General features: G+C 47.8%; 19 protein-coding genes, 1 pseudogene and 1 riboswitch. Of the genes and pseudogenes, 7 read left to right on the forward strand and 13 right to left on the reverse strand.

Annotated elements, in window-relative coordinates:
• Positions 1 to 20: 20 nt before the first annotated feature.
• The 5 genes and pseudogenes from ptsG (LCM29_RS06825) to LCM29_RS06845 form a co-directional block, all read right to left on the reverse strand.
• Entirely contained in the window at positions 21 to 2,060 is a 2,040-nt protein-coding gene (gene ptsG / locus LCM29_RS06825) for a glucose-specific PTS transporter subunit IIBC (RefSeq protein ID WP_214782053.1), read from the reverse strand.
• A gap of 136 nt (positions 2,061 to 2,196) precedes the next feature.
• Positions 2,197 to 3,696: pseudogene (gene ptsG, locus LCM29_RS06830) on the reverse strand (glucose-specific PTS transporter subunit IIBC); the annotation flags it as partial.
• Between the two features lie 219 nt (positions 3,697 to 3,915).
• Positions 3,916 to 4,761, reverse strand: coding sequence for a glucose PTS transporter transcription antiterminator GlcT (glcT, locus tag LCM29_RS06835; RefSeq protein ID WP_214746281.1), 846 nt, complete (start codon positions 4,759 to 4,761; stop codon positions 3,916 to 3,918).
• A 104-nt stretch (positions 4,762 to 4,865) separates the two neighbouring features.
• The gene (locus LCM29_RS06840; RefSeq protein WP_012726819.1) at positions 4,866 to 5,183 is read right to left on the reverse strand and encodes a YuiB family protein; all 318 of its coding nucleotides are present in this window, start codon (positions 5,181 to 5,183) and stop codon (positions 4,866 to 4,868) included.
• 127 nt (positions 5,184 to 5,310) lie between these two features.
• Positions 5,311 to 6,522, reverse strand: coding sequence for an NAD(P)/FAD-dependent oxidoreductase (locus LCM29_RS06845; RefSeq protein WP_224861631.1), 1,212 nt, complete (start codon positions 6,520 to 6,522; stop codon positions 5,311 to 5,313).
• A 263-nt stretch (positions 6,523 to 6,785) separates the two neighbouring features.
• Between LCM29_RS06845 and LCM29_RS06850 the strand changes: the two genes are divergently transcribed.
• Positions 6,786 to 7,763, forward strand: a complete 978-nt coding sequence (locus LCM29_RS06850) for an NAD(P)/FAD-dependent oxidoreductase (protein WP_074033516.1) — start codon at positions 6,786 to 6,788, stop codon at positions 7,761 to 7,763.
• Between the two features lie 39 nt (positions 7,764 to 7,802).
• Here LCM29_RS06850 and LCM29_RS06855 read toward each other — a convergent pair whose 3' ends face one another.
• Both LCM29_RS06855 and LCM29_RS06860 read right to left on the reverse strand, forming a co-directional pair.
• Positions 7,803 to 8,657 (reverse strand): epimerase, encoded by an 855-nt coding sequence (locus LCM29_RS06855; protein WP_224861633.1) that lies wholly within the window; start codon positions 8,655 to 8,657, stop codon positions 7,803 to 7,805.
• A 111-nt stretch (positions 8,658 to 8,768) separates the two neighbouring features.
• Positions 8,769 to 9,125: a HesB/IscA family protein gene (locus tag LCM29_RS06860; protein ID WP_074033519.1), complete on the reverse strand. Its 357-nt coding sequence runs from the start codon at positions 9,123 to 9,125 to the stop codon at positions 8,769 to 8,771.
• Between the two features lie 98 nt (positions 9,126 to 9,223).
• Positions 9,224 to 9,366, forward strand: a riboswitch (FMN riboswitch).
• Between the two features lie 163 nt (positions 9,367 to 9,529).
• Here LCM29_RS06860 and LCM29_RS06865 point away from each other — a divergent pair.
• Complete coding sequence (locus LCM29_RS06865; protein ID WP_224861635.1) at positions 9,530 to 10,117, forward strand: ECF transporter S component; 588 nt, start codon at positions 9,530 to 9,532, stop codon at positions 10,115 to 10,117.
• A gap of 71 nt (positions 10,118 to 10,188) precedes the next feature.
• Positions 10,189 to 10,761, forward strand: a complete 573-nt coding sequence (locus tag LCM29_RS06870) for a nucleotidyltransferase family protein (protein ID WP_214874595.1) — start codon at positions 10,189 to 10,191, stop codon at positions 10,759 to 10,761.
• Positions 10,762 to 10,801: 40 nt separating this feature from the next.
• On the opposite strand, the gene LCM29_RS06875 is transcribed toward LCM29_RS06870, so the two are convergent.
• Together LCM29_RS06875 and LCM29_RS06880 are read right to left on the reverse strand one after the other, a co-directional pair.
• The gene (locus LCM29_RS06875; RefSeq protein ID WP_224861637.1) at positions 10,802 to 12,013 is read right to left on the reverse strand and encodes a NupC/NupG family nucleoside CNT transporter; all 1,212 of its coding nucleotides are present in this window, start codon (positions 12,011 to 12,013) and stop codon (positions 10,802 to 10,804) included.
• Between the two features lie 202 nt (positions 12,014 to 12,215).
• Positions 12,216 to 12,452 carry a YuzB family protein gene (locus LCM29_RS06880; RefSeq protein ID WP_074033523.1) on the reverse strand — a complete coding sequence of 79 codons (237 nt, stop codon included), beginning with the start codon at positions 12,450 to 12,452 and terminating at the stop codon, positions 12,216 to 12,218.
• 98 nt (positions 12,453 to 12,550) lie between these two features.
• Here LCM29_RS06880 and LCM29_RS06885 point away from each other — a divergent pair, with 98 nt between their 5' ends.
• Together LCM29_RS06885 and LCM29_RS06890 are read left to right on the forward strand one after the other, a co-directional pair.
• On the forward strand, positions 12,551 to 13,606 hold the full coding sequence (locus LCM29_RS06885; protein WP_214820532.1) for an NAD(P)/FAD-dependent oxidoreductase: 1,056 nt from the start codon (positions 12,551 to 12,553) through the stop codon (positions 13,604 to 13,606).
• A gap of 242 nt (positions 13,607 to 13,848) precedes the next feature.
• Complete coding sequence (locus LCM29_RS06890; RefSeq protein WP_224861639.1) at positions 13,849 to 15,279, forward strand: S8 family serine peptidase; 1,431 nt, start codon at positions 13,849 to 13,851, stop codon at positions 15,277 to 15,279.
• A 91-nt stretch (positions 15,280 to 15,370) separates the two neighbouring features.
• Here the strand turns inward: LCM29_RS06890 and LCM29_RS06895 are convergent, their stop codons facing one another.
• Both LCM29_RS06895 and LCM29_RS06900 read right to left on the reverse strand, forming a co-directional pair.
• Entirely contained in the window at positions 15,371 to 16,657 is a 1,287-nt protein-coding gene (locus tag LCM29_RS06895) for a globin-coupled sensor protein (protein WP_224861641.1), read from the reverse strand.
• A gap of 174 nt (positions 16,658 to 16,831) precedes the next feature.
• Positions 16,832 to 17,119: a YuzD family protein gene (locus LCM29_RS06900; protein ID WP_224861643.1), complete on the reverse strand. Its 288-nt coding sequence runs from the start codon at positions 17,117 to 17,119 to the stop codon at positions 16,832 to 16,834.
• 128 nt (positions 17,120 to 17,247) lie between these two features.
• On the opposite strand from LCM29_RS06900, the gene LCM29_RS06905 reads away from it, so the two are divergent.
• Positions 17,248 to 17,475: a NifU family protein gene (locus tag LCM29_RS06905; protein ID WP_012726833.1), complete on the forward strand. Its 228-nt coding sequence runs from the start codon at positions 17,248 to 17,250 to the stop codon at positions 17,473 to 17,475.
• 19 nt (positions 17,476 to 17,494) lie between these two features.
• On the opposite strand, the gene LCM29_RS06910 is transcribed toward LCM29_RS06905, so the two are convergent.
• Entirely contained in the window at positions 17,495 to 18,274 is a 780-nt protein-coding gene (locus LCM29_RS06910; protein WP_214693457.1) for a TIGR01457 family HAD-type hydrolase, read from the reverse strand.
• Between the two features lie 4 nt (positions 18,275 to 18,278).
• Positions 18,279 to 18,722 (reverse strand): DUF86 domain-containing protein, encoded by a 444-nt coding sequence (locus LCM29_RS06915; protein ID WP_224861645.1) that lies wholly within the window; start codon positions 18,720 to 18,722, stop codon positions 18,279 to 18,281.
• A 158-nt stretch (positions 18,723 to 18,880) separates the two neighbouring features.
• Between LCM29_RS06915 and glpX the strand changes: the two genes are divergently transcribed.
• Entirely contained in the window at positions 18,881 to 19,861 is a 981-nt protein-coding gene (glpX, locus tag LCM29_RS06920; RefSeq protein ID WP_047795127.1) for a class II fructose-bisphosphatase, read from the forward strand.
• The last annotated feature ends 29 nt before the right edge of the window (positions 19,862 to 19,890 follow it).

Below are 19,890 nucleotides of genomic sequence, written 5' to 3' on the forward strand. Positions count from 1 at the left end.
GAGCGGCGTGTGAAACTTGGTTACTCTGGACCTCTGTCATCAGCTCTAAAGTCGAGCGCTTCCCCTGCGACGACCGTCTCACCGAACGGTACGACGACGACTTTTCCGTCTCCGTTCGTCCAAATGATCGGTGTGATCAGTGACGGCACTTTATCTCGAATCGCATTGAGATCGACTTCGAGAAGTACGTCTCCCGCTTCGACTCGAGCACCTTCTTCTACTTTCGCAGTAAATCCTTCCCCTTTCAAATTGACCGTATCGAGACCGACATGAATCAGTAGTTCACGTCCATCGTCAGCCAAGATACCGATCGCATGTTTCGTTGGGAAGAATGTCGTGATTTGACCCGTCACCGGCGAAACGACCTGACCTGAGCTTGGTTCAATCGCAAATCCTTCTCCCATCATCCGACCAGAGAAGACTTGATCTGGTACATCATCAAGTGACAACAATACACCTGACATCGGAGCGAGGAAGCGATGATCAGCTTGTTCAGCCGCTTCCGGTGTAATCACCGCTTTTTCAACTTTTTCTTTCGGTTTATACTCGCCACCTTCGATGATGGTCGCGATTTGTGATTTGAGCGTATCCGACTTCGGTCCAAAGATGGCCTGAATGTTATCCCCTACTTCAAGGACACCGGCAGCACCAAGTGTTTTCAGGAGGTCTTTGTCGACTTGTTTGACGTCATTGACCGTAACACGAAGTCGAGTGATACAAGCATCCAAATGTTTAATGTTTTCAGGACCACCGAGTCCGACGAGCACTTCATACGGCAAGTCGTCCCCAATACCGGCTTTGTCCCCTTTCGCGCCGGTCTGAACGTCACGTCCAGGGATTTTCAGGTCGAATTTTGTGATGGCGAAACGGAATCCGAAGTAATAGATGACCGCAAAGACGAGTCCGACCGGAATGACAAGCCACCAGGCCGTTCGGTTCGGCAAGACTCCGAAGAGAAGATAGTCAATGAGACCGCCAGAGAATGTCATCCCGATCTTGACGTTCAGTAGATGCATCGTCATAAAGGAAAGACCGGCAAAGACAGCGTGAATTCCAAAGAGAAGTGGTGCAACGAAGACGAATGAGAACTCGACTGGTTCTGTGATACCTGTCAAGAATGACGTGAGAGCAGCTGAGAAATAGAGACCTTCGACGTCTTTCCGACGTTCTTTCGGAACCGTGTGGAACATGGCGAGACAGGCAGCAGGTAACCCGAACATCATGAACGGGAATTTCCCGGTCATGTACGTACCAGCTGTGAACTCGACGCCGTCACGTAGTTGCGCGAAGAAGATCCGTTGGTCACCTTGTACGAGATCACCGGCTTGGTTCGTATATTCCCCGAATTGGAACCAGAACGGAGAATACCAAATATGGTGAAGACCGAACGGAATCAAGGAACGTTCTACCAATCCAAAGATGAATGCTGATAAGGCAACGTTTGCCTCGATGACCGTACTTGAGAACGTATTGATCGCATTCCCGATCGGTGGCCATATATACGCGAGCGCAATCCCGATAATCAAACTGAATGCGGCCGTCGCAATCGGGACGAACCGCTTCCCTGCAAAGAATCCTAAGAAATCTGGCAACTTGATGTTGAAATACTTGTTGTACGCATAAGCTGCAACAAGACCTGCGATAATACCCCCGAATACCCCCATTTGGAGCGTCGGGATACCGAGAACGGTTGCATACTGCGGGTCGCCTTGAGCGATTTCCGCGGTAATCCCGTTCCACGTGCTGATGACTTTGTTCATGATCAAATAACCAACAATGGCTGCTAGACCAGCAACCCCATCCCCGTTCGCCAGGCCGATTGCGACCCCGACGGCAAACAGTAACCCTAAGTTTGCGAAGACGATGTCCCCGGCATCTGTCATGACTTGCCAAATTAGGACAAGTGAGTCATTTGCCAGAAACGGGAGCAATTCAACGAGGTCCGGGTTTTGGAATGCGGTACCAAACGCCAAGAGAAGACCGGCTGCCGGTAAGATCGCAACCGGAAGCATGAGTGCTTTCCCGACCCGTTGTAAAACGCCAAACACTTTCTTCCACATCATGGTTCCCTCCTTTGTCAGAATACTTACTTTTTCCCTCTAACGTTTGGATGAAACCGTTTCATATAAAAGAAAAAGACCAACCCCGAAGGATTGGTCTAAATGATGATTAGTTTGCTTTCTTTTCGTTACCTGAAGCGATAACCGCTTGAATTTCTGATTTCAATGCATCCGAACGTGGTCCGAAGATTGCTTGAATGTTGTTACCAACTTCAAGGACACCAGATGCGCCAAGGCGTTTCAACTCATCTTTGTTGACTTGGTTCTTATCTTTTACTTCGACACGAAGACGTGTGATACATGCATCGAGGTGCTTGATGTTTTGTGAGCCACCAAGACCAACGAGGATATCTTGTGCAAGTTCCGAACCAGTAGCTGTTGATTGTTCAACAACCTCATCTTCACGACCTGGTGTTTTAAGGTTGAACTTACGGATAACGAAGCGGAATCCGAAGTAGTAAACAACCGCGAACACGAGACCAACTGGAATGACGAGCCACCAAGCCGTACGACCTGGAAGAACACCGAAGAGTAAGAAGTCAATCAAACCACCTGAGAACGTCATCCCGATCTTAACGTTCAAGAGGTGCATCGTCATGAACGAAAGACCTGCGAACACTGCGTGTACTGCGAAGAGAAGTGGTGCTACGAACAAGAATGAGAACTCGATTGGTTCTGTGATACCAGTCAAGAACGATGTAAGGGCAGCAGAAGCCAAGAGACCACCGACAACCGCTTTACGCTCAGGACGTGCTTCATGGTACATTGCGAGTGCTGCTGCAGGAAGACCGAACATCATGAACGGGAATTTACCAGTCATGAACGTACCTGCTGTCAATTCGGCACCGTCACGAATTTGTGCGAAGAAGATCGCTTGGTCACCACGAACGACGTTACCCGCTGCATCTGTGTATGAACCGAATTCAAACCAGAACGGTGAGTAGAAGATGTGGTGAAGACCGAATGGAATCAATGAACGTTCGATCAAACCGAAGACGAACGCTGCCAAAGTGCGGTTTTCATTCAACATGAAGTTAGAGAATGTGTTCAAACCGCCCTGTACTGGTGGCCAAACGAGAAGCATTACGAAACCAGCAACGACTGCTGCTACTGCTGTTACGATTGGAACGAAACGTTTACCAGCGAAGAAACCAAGGAACTGTGGCAATTCAATATTGAAGTACTTGTTATAGGCCCATGCGGCGATGAGACCCATGATGATCCCTCCGAATACCCCTGTTTGGAGTGTTGGGATACCGAGTACGTTCGCGTATGCTGGGTCACCTTGTGCTAACACTTCAGGTGTGAGTTCGAGCCAAACACCCATCACTTTGTTCATGATCAAGAATCCGACGATTGCCGCAAGTCCGGCAACCCCGTCACCTGCTAAACCGATGGCGACACCGACTGCGAACAAGAGCGCCAAGTTCGAGAAGATGATTCCACCCGCTTGCTCCATCAATTGAGCGAATTTCACGACGCCTTCGTTTGTTAACCAACCAGCGCGTGATGTAAGTTGTGGGTTTTGCATTGCGTTACCGAATGCAAGAAGAAGACCGGCTGCCGGCAAGATCGCAACAGGAAGCATAAGTGCTTTACCGACTTTTTGAAGAACACCAAAGATCTGCTTAAACATCAACATTTCCTCCTTTTTTAAGTACGTATAAACAATATGATAGCGGTGTAGATGTCAGACAACCGACGTATCTAAACGTTTTCATAAATCACGTTTATAAAACAGAAAAGGCATGAATAAGGATAGAACGTAGACCTCTCCCAATGGAGAAATCACATAACGTTCCACTCCTTACTCATGCCTGATCGAATCAGTAACACGTAAGACACGTGGTATCATTTATCTACTTGTTAGGCGCTGGAGATGCATCGTCAAATATGTCGCTTCACCTCGTGGGACGGGACGCTTTAACTCGCGTTCCATGATGCCCATCAGCTCCCAAGCAGTACTATAGCATAGCGGATATTCGTCGCGCAACACCTTTTCAATTTTTTGTGGTGCCTCGACCATCTCACCCGTCGCAACCCGCTCAACGGCGTACCTTAAGTGCCGAAGTAAGCGCTTATAATCGAGTGAAGTTCGGTCCAATTTTACGTTCAAACGACTCTCAATCGTCTGGACGATTTGGCCAATGATTTGGTTATGACGATTCACTTCCAGGACATTTTTGAACGTCGTCGCTGAGTGAATATGGAGGGCAATGAATCCAGTCTCCGCATCTGGAAGAAGTACGTTCAATCGTTCATGGAACATATCGACGATTCGTTCCGCGAGCGCAAACTCGTTTGGATAGAGGGATTCCGTCTCAAGTAAAAACGGATTCGTCACTTCCATCCCTTGCTCGATTCGTTTCATCGTGAAGAACAAATGGTCGGTCAAGCCGATATGAATGTGCTCATCGACTTTTTTACCCGTACTCGTCTCGATGAAGCCGACGATTTCTTGCATGAACGCAATAAAATCCTCATCGACATGTTTGACGAGCTCTTGATACTGCGACTGTTCTTCTTTATCTGTCAGTTGATACACTTTCTCCGGGACGCTGGCCGGGTCGACGAGGTCGCCTGGTTTTTTGCCAAAGCCAATTCCCTTCCCGAGTAGAATGACTTCCGGATCCGTATCATGTTGACAAATGACAACGCTATTATTCAACACTTTTTTGATCGTATACATCGGTAATGTCATTCGCATCGCATCCCTTACTAAAAATCGTTTCGCTATCTAGTATATCGGTTCATGCCCTAAAAAAGTAGGGACAAAACAAAAAAGGCGAACATTTCTGTCGCCATTTAAAACATTGAATAACCGCTCTTCCGTAAGAAACGAATCGTCACGCCAGCCAAGATTGCTCCGAGCAACCCGAAACCGAGCATGAACAAATCGAGAAGTTGCAATCCGACGAGACCTTCATAGATCCCCGTGAGTGCAGTTGACGTCTCGGTCACGTAACTCGAAAGTTTGACATTATCAATCATCATGATGACAAAAATCGGATAAATGAACACGAGTGTCCATGTCTTTTTAAGTAACATATTCAAGATGAAGCCGATACTGAAAAAAATCGTCATATATAAAACGGCCCCAATGACTGCTTGGATAATATGCATGTGATGCCCCCCTTGTCCGCTCTCCATTATACAAAATTTCAACCGACGTGGTCAAAGAACTTCCTATGACAATTTCGAAAGAAAACAGCTCGTTCTGAATCAGAACGAGCCGTACGTTAATCGAAAATTAGAACTTCCCTTTTTTGAGGACGAGTCCGTATTTTTTCAATTCGATGAAGTGTTTGTTGTCGATGACTTTCTTCATGAATGAAGCGTTTCGACCGAAGATTTTTTTACCCATGACGATTCCGATTCCATCGTTATGACCGAGCGAAGCGACTGTTCCTTTGCTCTCGTAAGTGAACTTCGAAGTTGATTTGCCATTGATAAGTGCCGCGATGTTTTTCGCAACGTTGTGCGCTTGTTGTGTTGCGATTTGTGCCGTCGGTGGGTATGGACGGTTCGAAGCTGGATCCATGACTGCCGAGCAGTCACCGATGATGAAGACGTTGTCGTGACCTGGTGCACGGTTGTCTGCTTCCACCATGACACGGTTACGAACCGCTTCAAATCCTGATTTTTCGATGATCGGGCTACCACTTACGCCACCTGTCCAGATGATCGTGTTGGCGTGGATCGTTTCCGTCGTGTCACCTTGAAGTGGACCAAACGTAACGACACCTGGCTCAACACCTTTGATTCCGTTACCGAGTTTCATCTCGACACCGTTACGCTCCAACCATTTCTGAGCGTACGTTGTGAGTTCTGGGTCGAAACCTGGAAGAACCGTTGGCGCTGCTTCAATGTTGACGATGCGAACGGCTTCGCGTGGAACGTCATATTGTTTGCAAAGCTCTGGGATTCGGTTGACGATTTCGCCGAGGAATTCGATTCCTGTGAATCCAGCACCACCGACAACGATCGTTACGAACGAGTTGTCAGAAGATCCGTTTGTTTTATATTGAGCGAATGAGTACTCGATGTGCTCTTTAATTTTACGAACACTGTTCAATGAGCTGATTGTCATTGCGTTTTCTTTCAAGCCTGGGATACCGAATGTTTCCGGTACACCGCCGAGGCCGATGACAACGTAGTCGTATTCGACGACAGAACCATCTTCAAGCGTGACTTGTTTCGCAGCAGTATCGACGCGATCGACGATCCCTTTGACAAGTTTCACACGTGACGGGTTCACAATGTCGTTAATGTAAATGCGTGCTTGGTCTGGGTTCATCGTTCCAGCAGCTGGTTCGTGAAGCCAAGTTGTTTGGTAGTGATAATCATGCTTGTTGATGAGCGTGATGTTCGCGTCACCTGCAGCGAGTGTCTTTTGAAGGTTGACGGCTGTGATGAGTCCACCAAAGCCCGCGCCAAGAATAACAATGTTAGGTCGTTTCATGTTCATTTCCACCTTGTTTAAAGTTTTGTTTTTTCGAACAACTATGTTGTGTGTTTCTTCACATAGATGTTCACAATAAAGCCTATTCTTGTTCAACATCTGTTCACAATTGCTTCTGTTTCATTGTACGCTCTTTAATTTGAATTCTCAATGGAAAAGCTTATCTTCTTGAATTTTTTTTGAAAGTGTTGCATGTTTGTACTGAATGGATTTAATTCAATAAACTCTCTATAATAAATGTATACGCTTTGAGGAGGAATTCGATGAAGACGACGAAAGATGTAATCATCATCGGTGGAGGTCCGGTTGGATTGTTCACCGCATTTTACGCAGGCATGCGCCAACTCGATACGACGTTGATTGAAAGTTTACCGCAACTCGGCGGTCAATTGTCAACGCTCTATCCTGAAAAATATATTTATGATATCGCTGGTTTCCCGAAAGTGAAAGCACAGGATTTGATTGATCAATTAAAAGCACAGGCTGATCAATTCGAGCAAGACTACCGCCTCGGCGAAACAGTTGAGACGGTGGAACGTCTAGAGGACGGCACGTTCGTTTTGACGACAAATAAAGAAGAGTACCATACGAAAGCGGTCATCATCACTGCTGGAAACGGTGCCTTCTCAGCTCGTCCACTCGGTCTTGACGGTTGCGAAGATTACGCAAACCTTCATTACTTTGTCGACAACATGGAGAAATTCCGTGATCGCCGCGTCATGATTGCCGGTGGTGGCGACTCTGCTGTCGACTGGGCACTCATGCTCGAAGGGATCGCGAAAGAAGTACACATCGTCCACCGCCGTGACCGTTTCCGTGCTCACGAACATACGGTCGAACAAATGAAGGCATCGACGATTAATGTCCTTACGCCGTACAACATCGAGTCACTCTCAGGTGAGACACACATCGAATCTGTTGAATTGACGGATAAGGACGGCGAGTCGAAAATCGTTGAGATCGATGATTTGATTTGTAACTACGGATTCGTGTCATCTCTTGGCCCAATCAAGAACTGGGGAATGGAATTTGAGAAGAACACGATCCGTGTCGACTCACGCATGGAAACGACAGTTGCCGGGATCTTCGCTTGTGGTGATATCGCCACATACGAAGGAAAAGTGAAGCTGATTGCGACAGGTTTTGGTGAAGCACCAATTGCCATCAATCAAGTGAAGCAACTTGTGGACCCGACTGCACGTCATCCGCAACACTCGACATCTGTATTTGCCGGGAAATAATGATCAATCCTCTGTGGACCGTGTCCGCAGAGGATTTTTTCATTTCCGCATCGTCTGAATGATGACCCGGTCAATCCAGTCATCGAGTTGCGTGAACACGAAGCCCGCCTTTTTCGCTTCAGCGATCGACATGTAATAGTCGACATCCGAATCATATGGTGACGACTCCCCATCTTTTATGATATGGACCGGTTTTCCGACATGTTGTCCGATTCGCTCCATTAAAGCACCCATGGAGATGAGACCGTCACTCGCTGCGTTGAAAGGACCAGTCACGTTCGCACGTCCCACCCATTCTAAAAATGCTGCTGCTTCCGCACTCGAGATGAAGCCCATCTTCGCTTCTGGATGATGCAACACAATCGGTTCCTCGTTGCGAATCGCGTCCACATAAAATTTGAGTCGATCTGTATAATCATCTGGTCCGAGGACAATCGGTAAGCGTACGGTCGCAACTGGGAACGAAGCCCGGTGGAAGAAGAACGATTCTGCCTCTCGCTTCCCTTGTCCGTAGTCATGCTCGGCTTCTAGATGATATTCATAATGGAGCGGATTAAAATCGCTCTCTTTTAAGTCAGGTCCTGGCGCATAAACCGACATCGTAGACGTCAGGACATACTTTCCGACTTTGTCCATGAACGCATCCGAGACGATTTTTGCCTGATACGGGGTAAAACAAATGTTGTCATAGACGAGATCGTAACGTTCGCGTGCCAAGTCTTTCATCGTCGCGACCGATTGCCGGTCTCCTTTGATGGACCGAATCCCTTCGGCTTCCGGCACTTGCAACTGTCCCCTCGTCACAATCGTCACATCATCCCCCGCCTCCGCGAGTCGCAAGGCAAGTCGTTTCCCGAAATAGCGCGATCCTCCAAAAATCAATACTTTCCTCATCACCCTAGCCCCCTTCAATACGATTCTCTTCCCTACATTCCCTTTCCCCGACGTTCCGTAACTGGTCGAATCGCACAAAAAAAGACTATGGCGTTCCATAGTCTAAAATAATTAACATTCTCCTGGTGTACCGGCGTTCGTTGCCGTACGGAAACTTGAACCGCAGCCACACGTGGCGATGGCATTCGGGTTTTTAATCGTAAATCCCCCACCGAGCATCGATTGCTTGTAGTCAATCTCAAGCCCATCGACGACCCCGTGATCGACTTCTGCGACGATGACGCGGACGCCGTGATGGTCGAATTGAATATCTTTATCCGTCTTTTCCTCATCAAAGCCCATTCCATATGAAAGTCCTGTGCATCCGCCACCTTGGACCTTTACTCGCAAATATTGTGCATCCGGGCGTTCGGTCTGTTTCATCATCTCTTGTACTTGAAGTGCTGCTGATTCTGTCAAATGAATCATCTGAACTCCTCCTCATTTTATCTTCAATTCAAGTCAATTGACTTGTAGTTTTGTGCATTATCTTGTATAACTAAACTGTAACAAAAAAAATTAAATCGTTCCATCTTCGGGGCAGGGTGAAATTCCCGACCGGCGGTATTGAAGAATTTATTCTTCTCAGCCCGTGAGCGAGCAAGGCGTTGCTTGCTGATTTCGTGAGATTCGAAAGCCGACAGTACAGTCTGGATGGGAGAAGATGGCGGCATCCGACCGATATCCGGATGTTTTCTTTGACGTGGACTTTTCCACCTCGGAAAACATCTATTTCGTATGCGCGTAAACTCTCCCGATTGTCTTCATTGCAATCGGGTTTTTATATGCGACGGGTGCCATTCATCGAGGAGCGACCTAAAGGAGAGATTCTGATGAAAACTACGCGCAACAAACGATTGACAACTATGGTGACTTTGGCGATGCTCGGGACGATTTCGTTCGTACTCATGCTATTCAACTTCCCGCTCCCATTTTTACCGCCATTCCTTAAAGTGGATTTCAGTGACATTCCTGCACTCATTGCTGGAATCGTCTTTTCTCCACTCGCAGGTGTCGTGGTCGTCGGATTGAAAAACGTCTTGTACTATGTCTTTAACGGTGGCGGTGTCCCGGTCGGAGAGGTCGCAAACTTCTTCGCAGGTGTCGCATTCATGTACCCGGTCGCATGGTTCTACCACAAACGGAAGACGAACAAAGCACTCGCTTCTGGACTACTCGCCGGTACAATCACGATGGCACTCAGCCTCGCCATTTTAAACTATCTCGTCATCTTGCCAGCCTATGCCTTCTTCTTCGGAATGGCAGACATGGCCGACCCGGCAGTGAAGACGGACCTCGTCCTTTACGGGATCTTACCGTTCAACTTGATTAAAGCGATCTTGATCAGTGCGCTCTTCGTCCCACTCTTCTTGAAATTGAAGCCGTGGATCGAACGTCAGCGCGTACAAATTCAAGCATAATCGATATACGAGCATCTAGGCGTTGCCTAGGTGCTTTTTTTCAATCCGATGGATCAGGAGGAGTTTGATTGATGAAACATGAACAGGATTTGATTGATTTCTTACAACAAGATGCAGAACTTATGAACCTTCTTCGCACCGTTGCTACCCTTCATCTGCCCGACTGGTGGATTTGCGCGGGCTATATCCGCGCAAAAATATGGGACCATCTTCATGGATACGATGCACCGACCCAAACGGACGACGTCGATGTGATTTATTTCGACCCTACTCAGTCAGAAGAATCCATCGAAAAAGAATTAGAACAGGTGTTGAATCAACTCGACCCGAGCGTACCTTGGTCTGTAAAAAACCAAGCGAGGATGCATCATGTGAACCATTTGCCACCATATACGTCATCGGTCGATGCGCTAGCGCACTTCCCCGAGACGGTGACCGCAATCGGGGTACGTCTCAATGTAGACGGTGAGCTCATTCTCTCAGCACCCTATGGCGTTCAAGACCTTCTCACACTACAAGCTAGACCTACACCATATTTTGAAACAAGCACCTCAAAACATCCAATCTACTTGAAACGAATGGCTCAAAAAAATTGGCCAGCTCAATGGCCGAACGTCAAATTGTATACATCATCCCTACACTAAAAAACGCGACCACCGAAGTGATCGCGTTTTCTTATACTAATTAGAGAAGAAGTCCAGCCAATGTAGCTGACATCAAATTTGCAAGCGTACCTGCGAGAATTGCGAGGACACCCATACGTGCGATGTCACCACGACGGTTTGGTGCCATACCACCAAGACCACCGAGAAGGATCGCGAGTGATGAAATGTTTGCGAAACCACAAAGTGCGAATGCGATCATCGCTTCTGTACGAGCTGACAAATCACCAGTACCGATGATTGGTGCAAACTCAGAGAATGCAACGAATTCGTTCAAGACTAATTTTTGACCGAGGAAGCTACCAAATTGTACTGCATCTGCCCACGGTACACCGATGACGAATGCAAGTGGCGCGAACACGTAACCAAGGATCAATTCGAGTGACAAGCTATCAAATCCGAAGAGTCCGCCGACTGAACCAAGGATCAAGTTGACGAGCGCAATCAATGAAACGAACGCGAGAAGCATTGCACCGACGTTCAAAGCAAGGAAGAGACCGTCAGAAGCACCACGTGCCGCTGCATCGACGAAGTTCGCCGCTCTGTCTTCTTCTTCCTCTACAATCTCGATGTCATCATCGTATTCTTCTGTTTCTGGAACGATGATTTTCGCGAACAAGAGACCAGCTGGCGCTGCCATGAAGCTCGCTGCGAGCAAGTACTCGAGCGGTACACCGAGTGCTGCGTATCCAGCAAGTACAGAACCGGCAACCGATGCGAGACCACCGACCATAACTGCGAAGAGCTCAGACTGTGTCATCGTAGGAAGGTAAGGCTTGATGACAAGCGGTGCTTCCGTTTGACCGACGAAAATGTTTGCTGTTGCTGAAAGTGACTCTTTACGTGACGTTCCTAACGCTTTCGCGAGTGCCGTACCAAGGATACGGATGACCCACTGCATGACGCCAAGGTAGTAGAGTAACGCGATTAATGATGACATGAAAACGATAATCGGAAGGACTTGGAATGCGAAGACGAAGTTGTCGCCGCCGACCGCTGTTCCGAATACGAACGCGATCCCGTCACCCGCCGTGTTCAAGATTGCTTGAACCCCGCTCGAGATCCATTCAAGTGCCGAACGTCCCCAAGACGTGTACAGAACAAGGAAAGCAAACGCGAATTGAACAGCGAACGCTGCCAAGACCGTGCGCCATTTGATGGCTTTACGGTTGGTAGAGAAGATGTAAGCGATTGCAATTAGTGCCAAAATACCAACCACACTCATGATTTTCATTGATGTTGTGCTCCTTTCATATTAAACAAAGCTATTATATGTGTCATACCCGAAAAGAGATGTGCCCTACCGTTTGAAACGCTTTCTTTTTATCGTTGTTAAACGTCAGACAACCTACATTCGAACCTCTTAGAATATAACATCCCTCTTTTTAAAATGCAACGGGTGAAATAAAAAAGTTTGAGGTCATCCCTCAAACTTTTCACCATGCCATCTCTTCTATTTTTTCATACACCTTCGTCACTAACTCATCCGGTGTTTCACCGGTCACGACTTCCCCGTCGACGAGGCAAAAGAGATCAAGGGAACAGACGCCACAGTAGCCTGTACAGCCGTATTCGACCACATCGAGATCAGGGTCAGACTCTAATTTCGCTCGGGCCACTTGTGAGCCCATCGCTAAATTCGAGGCGCAAAATTCGATGATTGGATTCATCATATATGTCACCGTCTTTCTTTACATGAATTATCGGAAAATGGTTCTTCTACGGCAGATTATAACATGATACAGTTGAAGAGTAACAAAGGGGGATTATTATGCGCAAATTAGTCGTCTTAGGGGGCGGTTACGGGGGTATGCGTGTCATCGAAAGAGTTCTTGGACATCAGTTGAAGGACGTATCGGTCACGCTCGTCGATCGCTTACCTTATCATGGATTAAAAACAGAGTATTATGCGCTCGCTGCAGGAACAGTCTCGGACCGCGATATTCGCATCGATTTTCCGGAAGAAATTGACTACATATACGGACAAGTCACGGATATCGATACGGAAGACAAGATGGTTCTTCTCGCGAGTGGAGAAAAAGTACCTTATGATGACCTCGTCATCGGATTAGGCTGTGAAGACAAGTATCACAACGTCCAGGGGGCAGCAGAGTTCACGTACAGTATTCAAACACTTGAAGAATCACGAAAAACACAGCAAGCGATCAACGGGTTACGACCTGGATCGGTCGTCTCGGTCGTTGGAGCCGGATTATCCGGCGTCGAACTCGCAAGCGAACTACGCGAGAGTCGTCCTGATTTGACAGTTCGCTTGTTTGACCGTGGACCTTCCGTATTATCATTCTTATCCAATCGTGTCTCCATGTATGTGCAATCTTGGTTCGAAGAGCACGGAGTCGAAGTCATCAACAACGCCAACATTACACGCGTCGATGCCGATGGCTTATGGAACCATGAAGATTTGTTCCTTTCCGACTTGACGGTATGGACAGCCGGTATTCAACCAGTCGCTGTCGTACGCAACCAAGGATGGGAGCTTGATGGAGGCGGACGTGTCAAGTTAACGGAGCACCATTTCGTCCCTGGTCTACCAGACGTATTCGTCGTCGGAGACAATGCGAGCTTGCCATACGCACCGTCGGGACAGCTCGCCGAAGCTCAGGCGGAACAAATCGTTCAAGTGCTCCTCTGTAAATGGAAAGGGCTCGCCTATCCAGAGTTACCAGACATCAAATTGAAAGGGACGCTCGGTTCCCTTGGGAAGAAAGCAGGCTTCGGGGTGTTCATGGGGAAACAATCACTCACCGGAAAAGTCGCCCGCTTGTTGAAGTCCGGTATTCTTTGGAAACATAAAGTCATTAAGTAAACCATTGCGAATGGACCTGACGGGTCGATTCGCTTTTTTTATGCATCGCATCATCGATTTTCTGTTACCGTTGCGTCCTCTTGAGTCAAAAGTCTTGTATCTGAATCCCCTGTATCCTTATCTAAATATTCAGATTTTTAATGCCATCGACATATTCTATCCATTGGAAATACTTGTTACTCTATGAACACGGCAGCCCGACATCCTGTCATCTTGCCTACTACCTTAAAGGAGGAAACAAGTTGAAGAAAATCTGTAGCACCGTCCTTGCATCATTGCTCGTCTTATCAACCGTCCCAGGAGGCGCAGAAGCCGCCCCGAACAAGGAGAAAGAACGCGTCCTCGTCGTCTTCAAAGAATCGGCAAAGAAAATCCCGCTCTCGATTGAAGGCATGGAAGTTAAACAACAGTATTCGAATATTCCTGCAGCAGCACTCGAAGTTCCGAAAGCTGCCTTGAACGGACTGAAGAATAACCCGCATGTCGCACACGTGGAAGTCGATCAAACGGTACATATCGAAAACCAAAACCAGGATTGGGGAATCCCTAAACTTCAAGCTCCTTCCGCTTGGCAAAGTGGATTCACTGGAAAAGGTGTCAAAGTATCCGTCGTTGATACGGGTATTTCCGCTCACCCTGACTTAACGATTGCTGGTGGTGCCTCATTTAGTACGGTCACGAGTTCTTACGCCGATGATAACGGTCACGGTACGCACGTCGCCGGGATTATCGGAGCCCGTAACAACAGCATCGGTACGGTCGGAATCGCTCACGAGGCAAGCATCTATGCCGTTAAAGCACTTGAGGCGAACGGTAGTGGTAGTCTATCAAGCATCATCGCCGGCATTGACTGGTCGATCACAAATGACATGGACATCATCAACTTGAGTCTTGGGACGACAAGCCCTTCGACGACACTCCAACAAGTCGTGGATCGTGCGAATAACGCAGGTATCCTCGTCGTTGCGGCAGCCGGAAACAACGGACGTACTGATGGGTCAGGCGATCTCGTCAACTATCCAGCGCGTTACAATTCAGCAATCGCAGTCGCTGCGACGGATATCAACAACAACCGTGCCTCGTTCTCAGCGACAGGTGGCACAGTCGAAGTCGCGGCACCTGGTGTCAGCATCAATTCAACCCTCTCAAATGGCGGCTACGGTCAAATGAGCGGGACATCGATGGCGACGCCTTACGTTGCAGGTAACCTTGCGCTCATGAAGCAAGCCTTCCCAACGTTATCGAGCACGCAACTCCGTACGAAATTATCGCAAGATTCGATTGACCTCGGTACGGCAGGTCGTGACACTTGGTTCGGAAATGGACTCGTCCAAGCCCCTACTTCTGGTGGTACGACGCAACCGGTACAAGCACTCACGTCGACAGTATCGACTTCGAAGTCATACTACTACGCGGGTGAAGTCGTCTCGATTTCTTCAACAGTTCGTAATTCGAATGGCCAAGCAGTCGCGAACGCCGATGTCCGTGTGACGGTCACACAACCGAACGGCGCGACGCTCGTCGGTACAGGCAAGACGAATGCTTCAGGTGCCATCACGTTCACACTCTCTACGAACTCTTGGTCACAGCGTGGTACGTATCAAGTGAAGTCTGACGCGACGCTTACAGGTTACACGGCTGGTTCAGCAACGTCATCGTTCCAACTTCTCTAAACAAAAAAAGTCGAGCGCTTGGCTCGACTACACTGATTGACGAATCACGTCGCTTCATACGACCTGGTTCGTCTTTTTGTAATGTGAACATCTACAATCGTTGCGCCGTATCCATCAACTGTGTCGAAGATGTCGCAATTTGTGTCGTCGCCCGCTTGAGTTCGGCAATCGACTCCACAATCTCATCGATGTCCCCGGCAAGGCTCCCCATCTGTCCGTCGGCATGTTCCGAGTCACCAGAGATCTGGAGGAAGGCATCCGTCACTTGATTGATTCGTCCCATCGTCTGCTTCATCTCTTGCTCGGTTGAAAGCACTCGACTCGATGTCTCTTCCATTTGATTCGTCAAACGCTTCACCAAATCCTCAACTTCTTCCGCTGCTTGCTTGGACTGACTCGCAAGCTTCCGGACCTCGGAAGCGACGACTTGGAACCCTTTCCCTTGCTCTCCAGCCCGCGCCGCTTCAATGGCCGCATTCAAACTGAGCAAGTTCGTCTGATTGGCAATCTGTTTCACCGAATCTGCAATCGTCATGATCTCATTCATCAACTTTTCGAGCGCTTTGATTTCTTGGGCAGAATCTGAAAGGTCTCGTGTGATTTCATCGAGACGGCCTGTCTCGGACAAGATAGCGTCTTTCCCGCTCACCGATGAATGAAGCACCGTCCTTAACTTCGTCTGAGTCAATGAACTCGAATGTTTCATATCATCTGCTCGCTCGTTCATCGACTGGAAACTGGCCATCACTTCTTGAGAGAGTGCCGCTAAGTCCTCACTAGCCTGTTGGATCGTTTGACTGATTTCATCCTTCACAAGTTGCATTTGGTCACGAACGACTTCAGCCTCATCATCGAACATCTCCAGTACGATCTGTTGCTCGAAGTTAAAGATTTTGGAGACGGCCATCATCAATTTCATTTTCGATTCCGCATCGAGCTGTTCATCTTGAATCGATAAGACGAGTGTCTCAAATATTTTTTGAAAAGCAGCCATATACCACTTTCCTTTTAGACCAATCAAATAGTGACGTTTAGCAATCGCAAGACGTCTGTTAATATACGCTTCATTCAACTTTCCTTCAAACATCTCCATGATGTGGTTCGAGAGGGTCAACTTCAATTTGTCCGATGACGAATGTTGCCGAATCAAGTCTTTCATCTCATCAATCTTTTCGAGCTCCTCATAAAACACATCAACTAAACGGGGTGTCAACTGACGTAGTTCATGTTGATAGGCACGCAAATACGCGAGATCTTCACGTTCGAGGCGAATCAACTGACGTTGTCTTTCTAAATCCTCCGGTAACGCGATCAACAAGTGCTCCATTTGGGACGAGGTGTCTAAATGGATCGGCATGTTTCGTTTTCGGGCAAACATTGAACAGTCCTCCTTCAATGAATGTTTTCGTTAAATTTTCAAAATATTATAAAAATTATGCAAGTTATGTTCAGTTTAGCTCGTTAGTCAAAAGTTGTAAAATCGTTTTCGAAAGAATAGGTAAACAAAAAACGAACCTTGCAGTCGCATGGTCCGTCTGTCTTCAATACTCATTTATGATTGCTTCGCTTCGATCGCCGCATATACTTTTCTCAACTGAACGACGCCTTCATCAATTACTTCCCCGTCTAACAAGACGAGCGGATAGAACCATTCGTCCTCTTTAAGTGCCTGCGCAAACTCGTCTTCACTCTGTTCGAAGTCGATGTATTCGAACGAAAAGGATTGCTCTGGATACTTTCGTCCGAGTGCACTTTGTAACCATTCATACGTCTCGGTCGAGCTCGGTGCACCGACACAACTCGCACATTGAACTTCAGCCCCATATACCGTAATTTTCATCTTCATTCCCCCTCAAAACCATTATACAAAATCCTTCCCTTACTCGATGATGAAACGCTCAGCGTAAATGATTGAGAAACACTCTCAAACTTGCTAGAATAAAGTAGAACGAGAAAGGGGTAGATACCATGGAAATGTTTGATCAAGTCCAAGAAGTGCTCGATAAATTGCGTCCGTTCTTGCTTCGTGACGGCGGAGACGTCGAACTCGTTGATGTCGAAGAAGGCATCGTCAAGCTCCGTTTGATGGGTGCTTGCGGCAGCTGCCCGTCTTCAACAATCACGCTAAAAGCTGGTATTGAGCGTGCGCTCATCGAAGAAGTACCAGGCATCGTCGAAGTAGAACAAGTATTCTAAGCAAAAAGGGAGACATTTGTCATCCCTTTTTTTCATGCTTCCATTCATCTAAGCTCTCGACCATATAGGTTGGGAGTTTTTCTTGTTCTTGGATAAATGCCGGTCCATGTACACCTGAATTCACATGGAGTGTACGAATGCCACCATTGATTCCAAATAAAATATCTGTGTGATAGTTATCCCCTACCATGACGACATCTTCTTTATTCAACCCAATCATGTCGAGTGCGATGTCAATCATGACCGGTTCCGGCTTTCCGATGAAGAAAGGATCTTTCTCCGTCGTCACGGTCAACACAGACGTGAGTGATCCGTTCCCCGGTAAAAATCCACGTTCGGTCGGAATGGCAATATCCCCATTCGTCGAGATGAATCGAGCCCCCGAACGGATGGCGATTGCGCCTCGCGCCAACTTCTCGTATGTGATGTGTCGGTCGAGTCCGATGACCACGTAGTCCGCCTTCGGTTCGTCCGTGACATGAAAACCACGAGACTCTAACGCGAGACGGAGTCCGTCTTCCCCAATCATATAGACGGTTGCTCCTGGCGACATCTTCTCAATATAAAAAGCCGTCGCCATCGCGCTCGTCAAGACGTTTTCTGCCTTCACGTTTGCGCCCATCGCAATCAATTTATCCGCGATCTGTTGTTGTGTCATCGATGCGTTGTTCGTGACGAACAAATACGGGACGCCCGTCGCTTCTAGTTCGTTGACGAAATCAACCGCTGCCTGAACGGGTTCTGTACCGGCATACATCGTGCCGTCTAAATCAAACAAATATCCTTTAATCGGTTCCATCCAATCACTCGCTTTCTGGTAAGAATGCGGACACTGGTCCAAGCTCGACTTCTAAGTAGTGACGAACTTGTGCGGAGAATGCCGTGAAGTCTTGTTTTGACGTCTTCACCCACTCATCAAATTTTGATGCGTCGGCGTGCACAAACTCACGAACATAATAGGCACGTAATCCGACGAGCGCTTTCGTCGCGTTCGCCGTCGTCTCATCGAGTACGCTCTCATCCAGTAAGATGTCGACAATGTCTTCATAACTGCCCGGATCTCGCATAATGAACCCGTCAATCATCGAGTTCCCAACATCGATGACACCTTCCATAAGAAGGACGGCCATTCGCTGTTTCGCAAGCTCCACCGTGAACGCATCCCCCGTCAATTGATCGGTGTGCGCTAACATCGTCTCCATTTGTTCCAGTGTCTGATTAATCTTCTCTCTATTCACAAAATACATGATGATCCCCCCTGCTGTTAATACTAATCTTTTTTCGGTCAAGAGAAAAGAATCTGTCCTATTTACATCATTTATAAAATTGTGATACACTAATCAACGGATTTAAGCTGTAAAAAGTATAACACATTGAATAGAGATAACGTGGAGGGTACAACACTATGGAACGTGAATTAGCATTAGAAATCGTACGGGCAACAGAAGCAGCAGCACTCGCATCATCGAAATGGATTGGACGCGGGCAAAAGAACGAGGCCGATGATGCGGCAACGTCAGCGATGCGAGAAGTTCTCGGAACGGTCAATATGGACGCTACAGTTGTCATCGGAGAAGGTGAACTCGATGAGGCCCCAATGCTCTACATCGGGGAAAAACTCGGAACGACATTCGGCCCGAAAGTTGACATCGCCGTCGACCCACTCGAAGGAACATCCATTGTCGCAAAAGGCCTTGGAGATGCGATGGTCGTCATCGCCGTTGCTGATGAAGGCGCCCTCCTCCACGCACCAGATATGTACATGGACAAGCTTGTCGTCGGTCCAAACTTAAAAGGGAAAGTCTCCCTCGACGAACCGCTCGAGTCAATCATTGAAAAAGCTGCGAAATATAATAATAAGCGTATCGAAGAAGTGACGGTCATCATGCAAGACCGTGACCGCCACGAACACCTTCGTCAAGCCGTCATGAATGTCGGCGCACGCGTCAAGCTCTTCGAGGATGGCGATGTGTCTGCGGGAATCGCTGCCGCCGTCAAATCGAACCCGATCGATATTTTCATCAGTACAGGCGGAGCTCCTGAAGGAGTCATCACAGCCGCTGCTGTCAAAGCGCTCGGTGGAGACATGCAGGCCCGTTTACATCCGATGAACGAAGAGGAATCAGCTCGCGTCATCTCGATGGGGATTGAAGATCCACTCCAACTCCTCACGCTCGACGACCTCGTCAAGAGCGACGACTGCATCTTCGCTGCGACGGGTGTCACGTCTGGTGAGTTGCTCGATGGCGTCAAGTTCTTGACGGATGATATCGTCGAGACGACGTCACTCGTCATGCGCTCGAAGACACGCACGATTCGTAAAGTCGTGGCTGAACATCACTTGTCATTGAAGCCATACTTACAAAAAACTGAAGTCAACGCCTAAAAAAACGCCTTGCTCAATAAAATGAGCGA

It is taken from the genome of Exiguobacterium aestuarii, assembly GCF_020171655.1.
GTDB classification, from domain to species: Bacteria; Bacillota; Bacilli; order Exiguobacteriales; family Exiguobacteriaceae; genus Exiguobacterium; species Exiguobacterium aestuarii_A.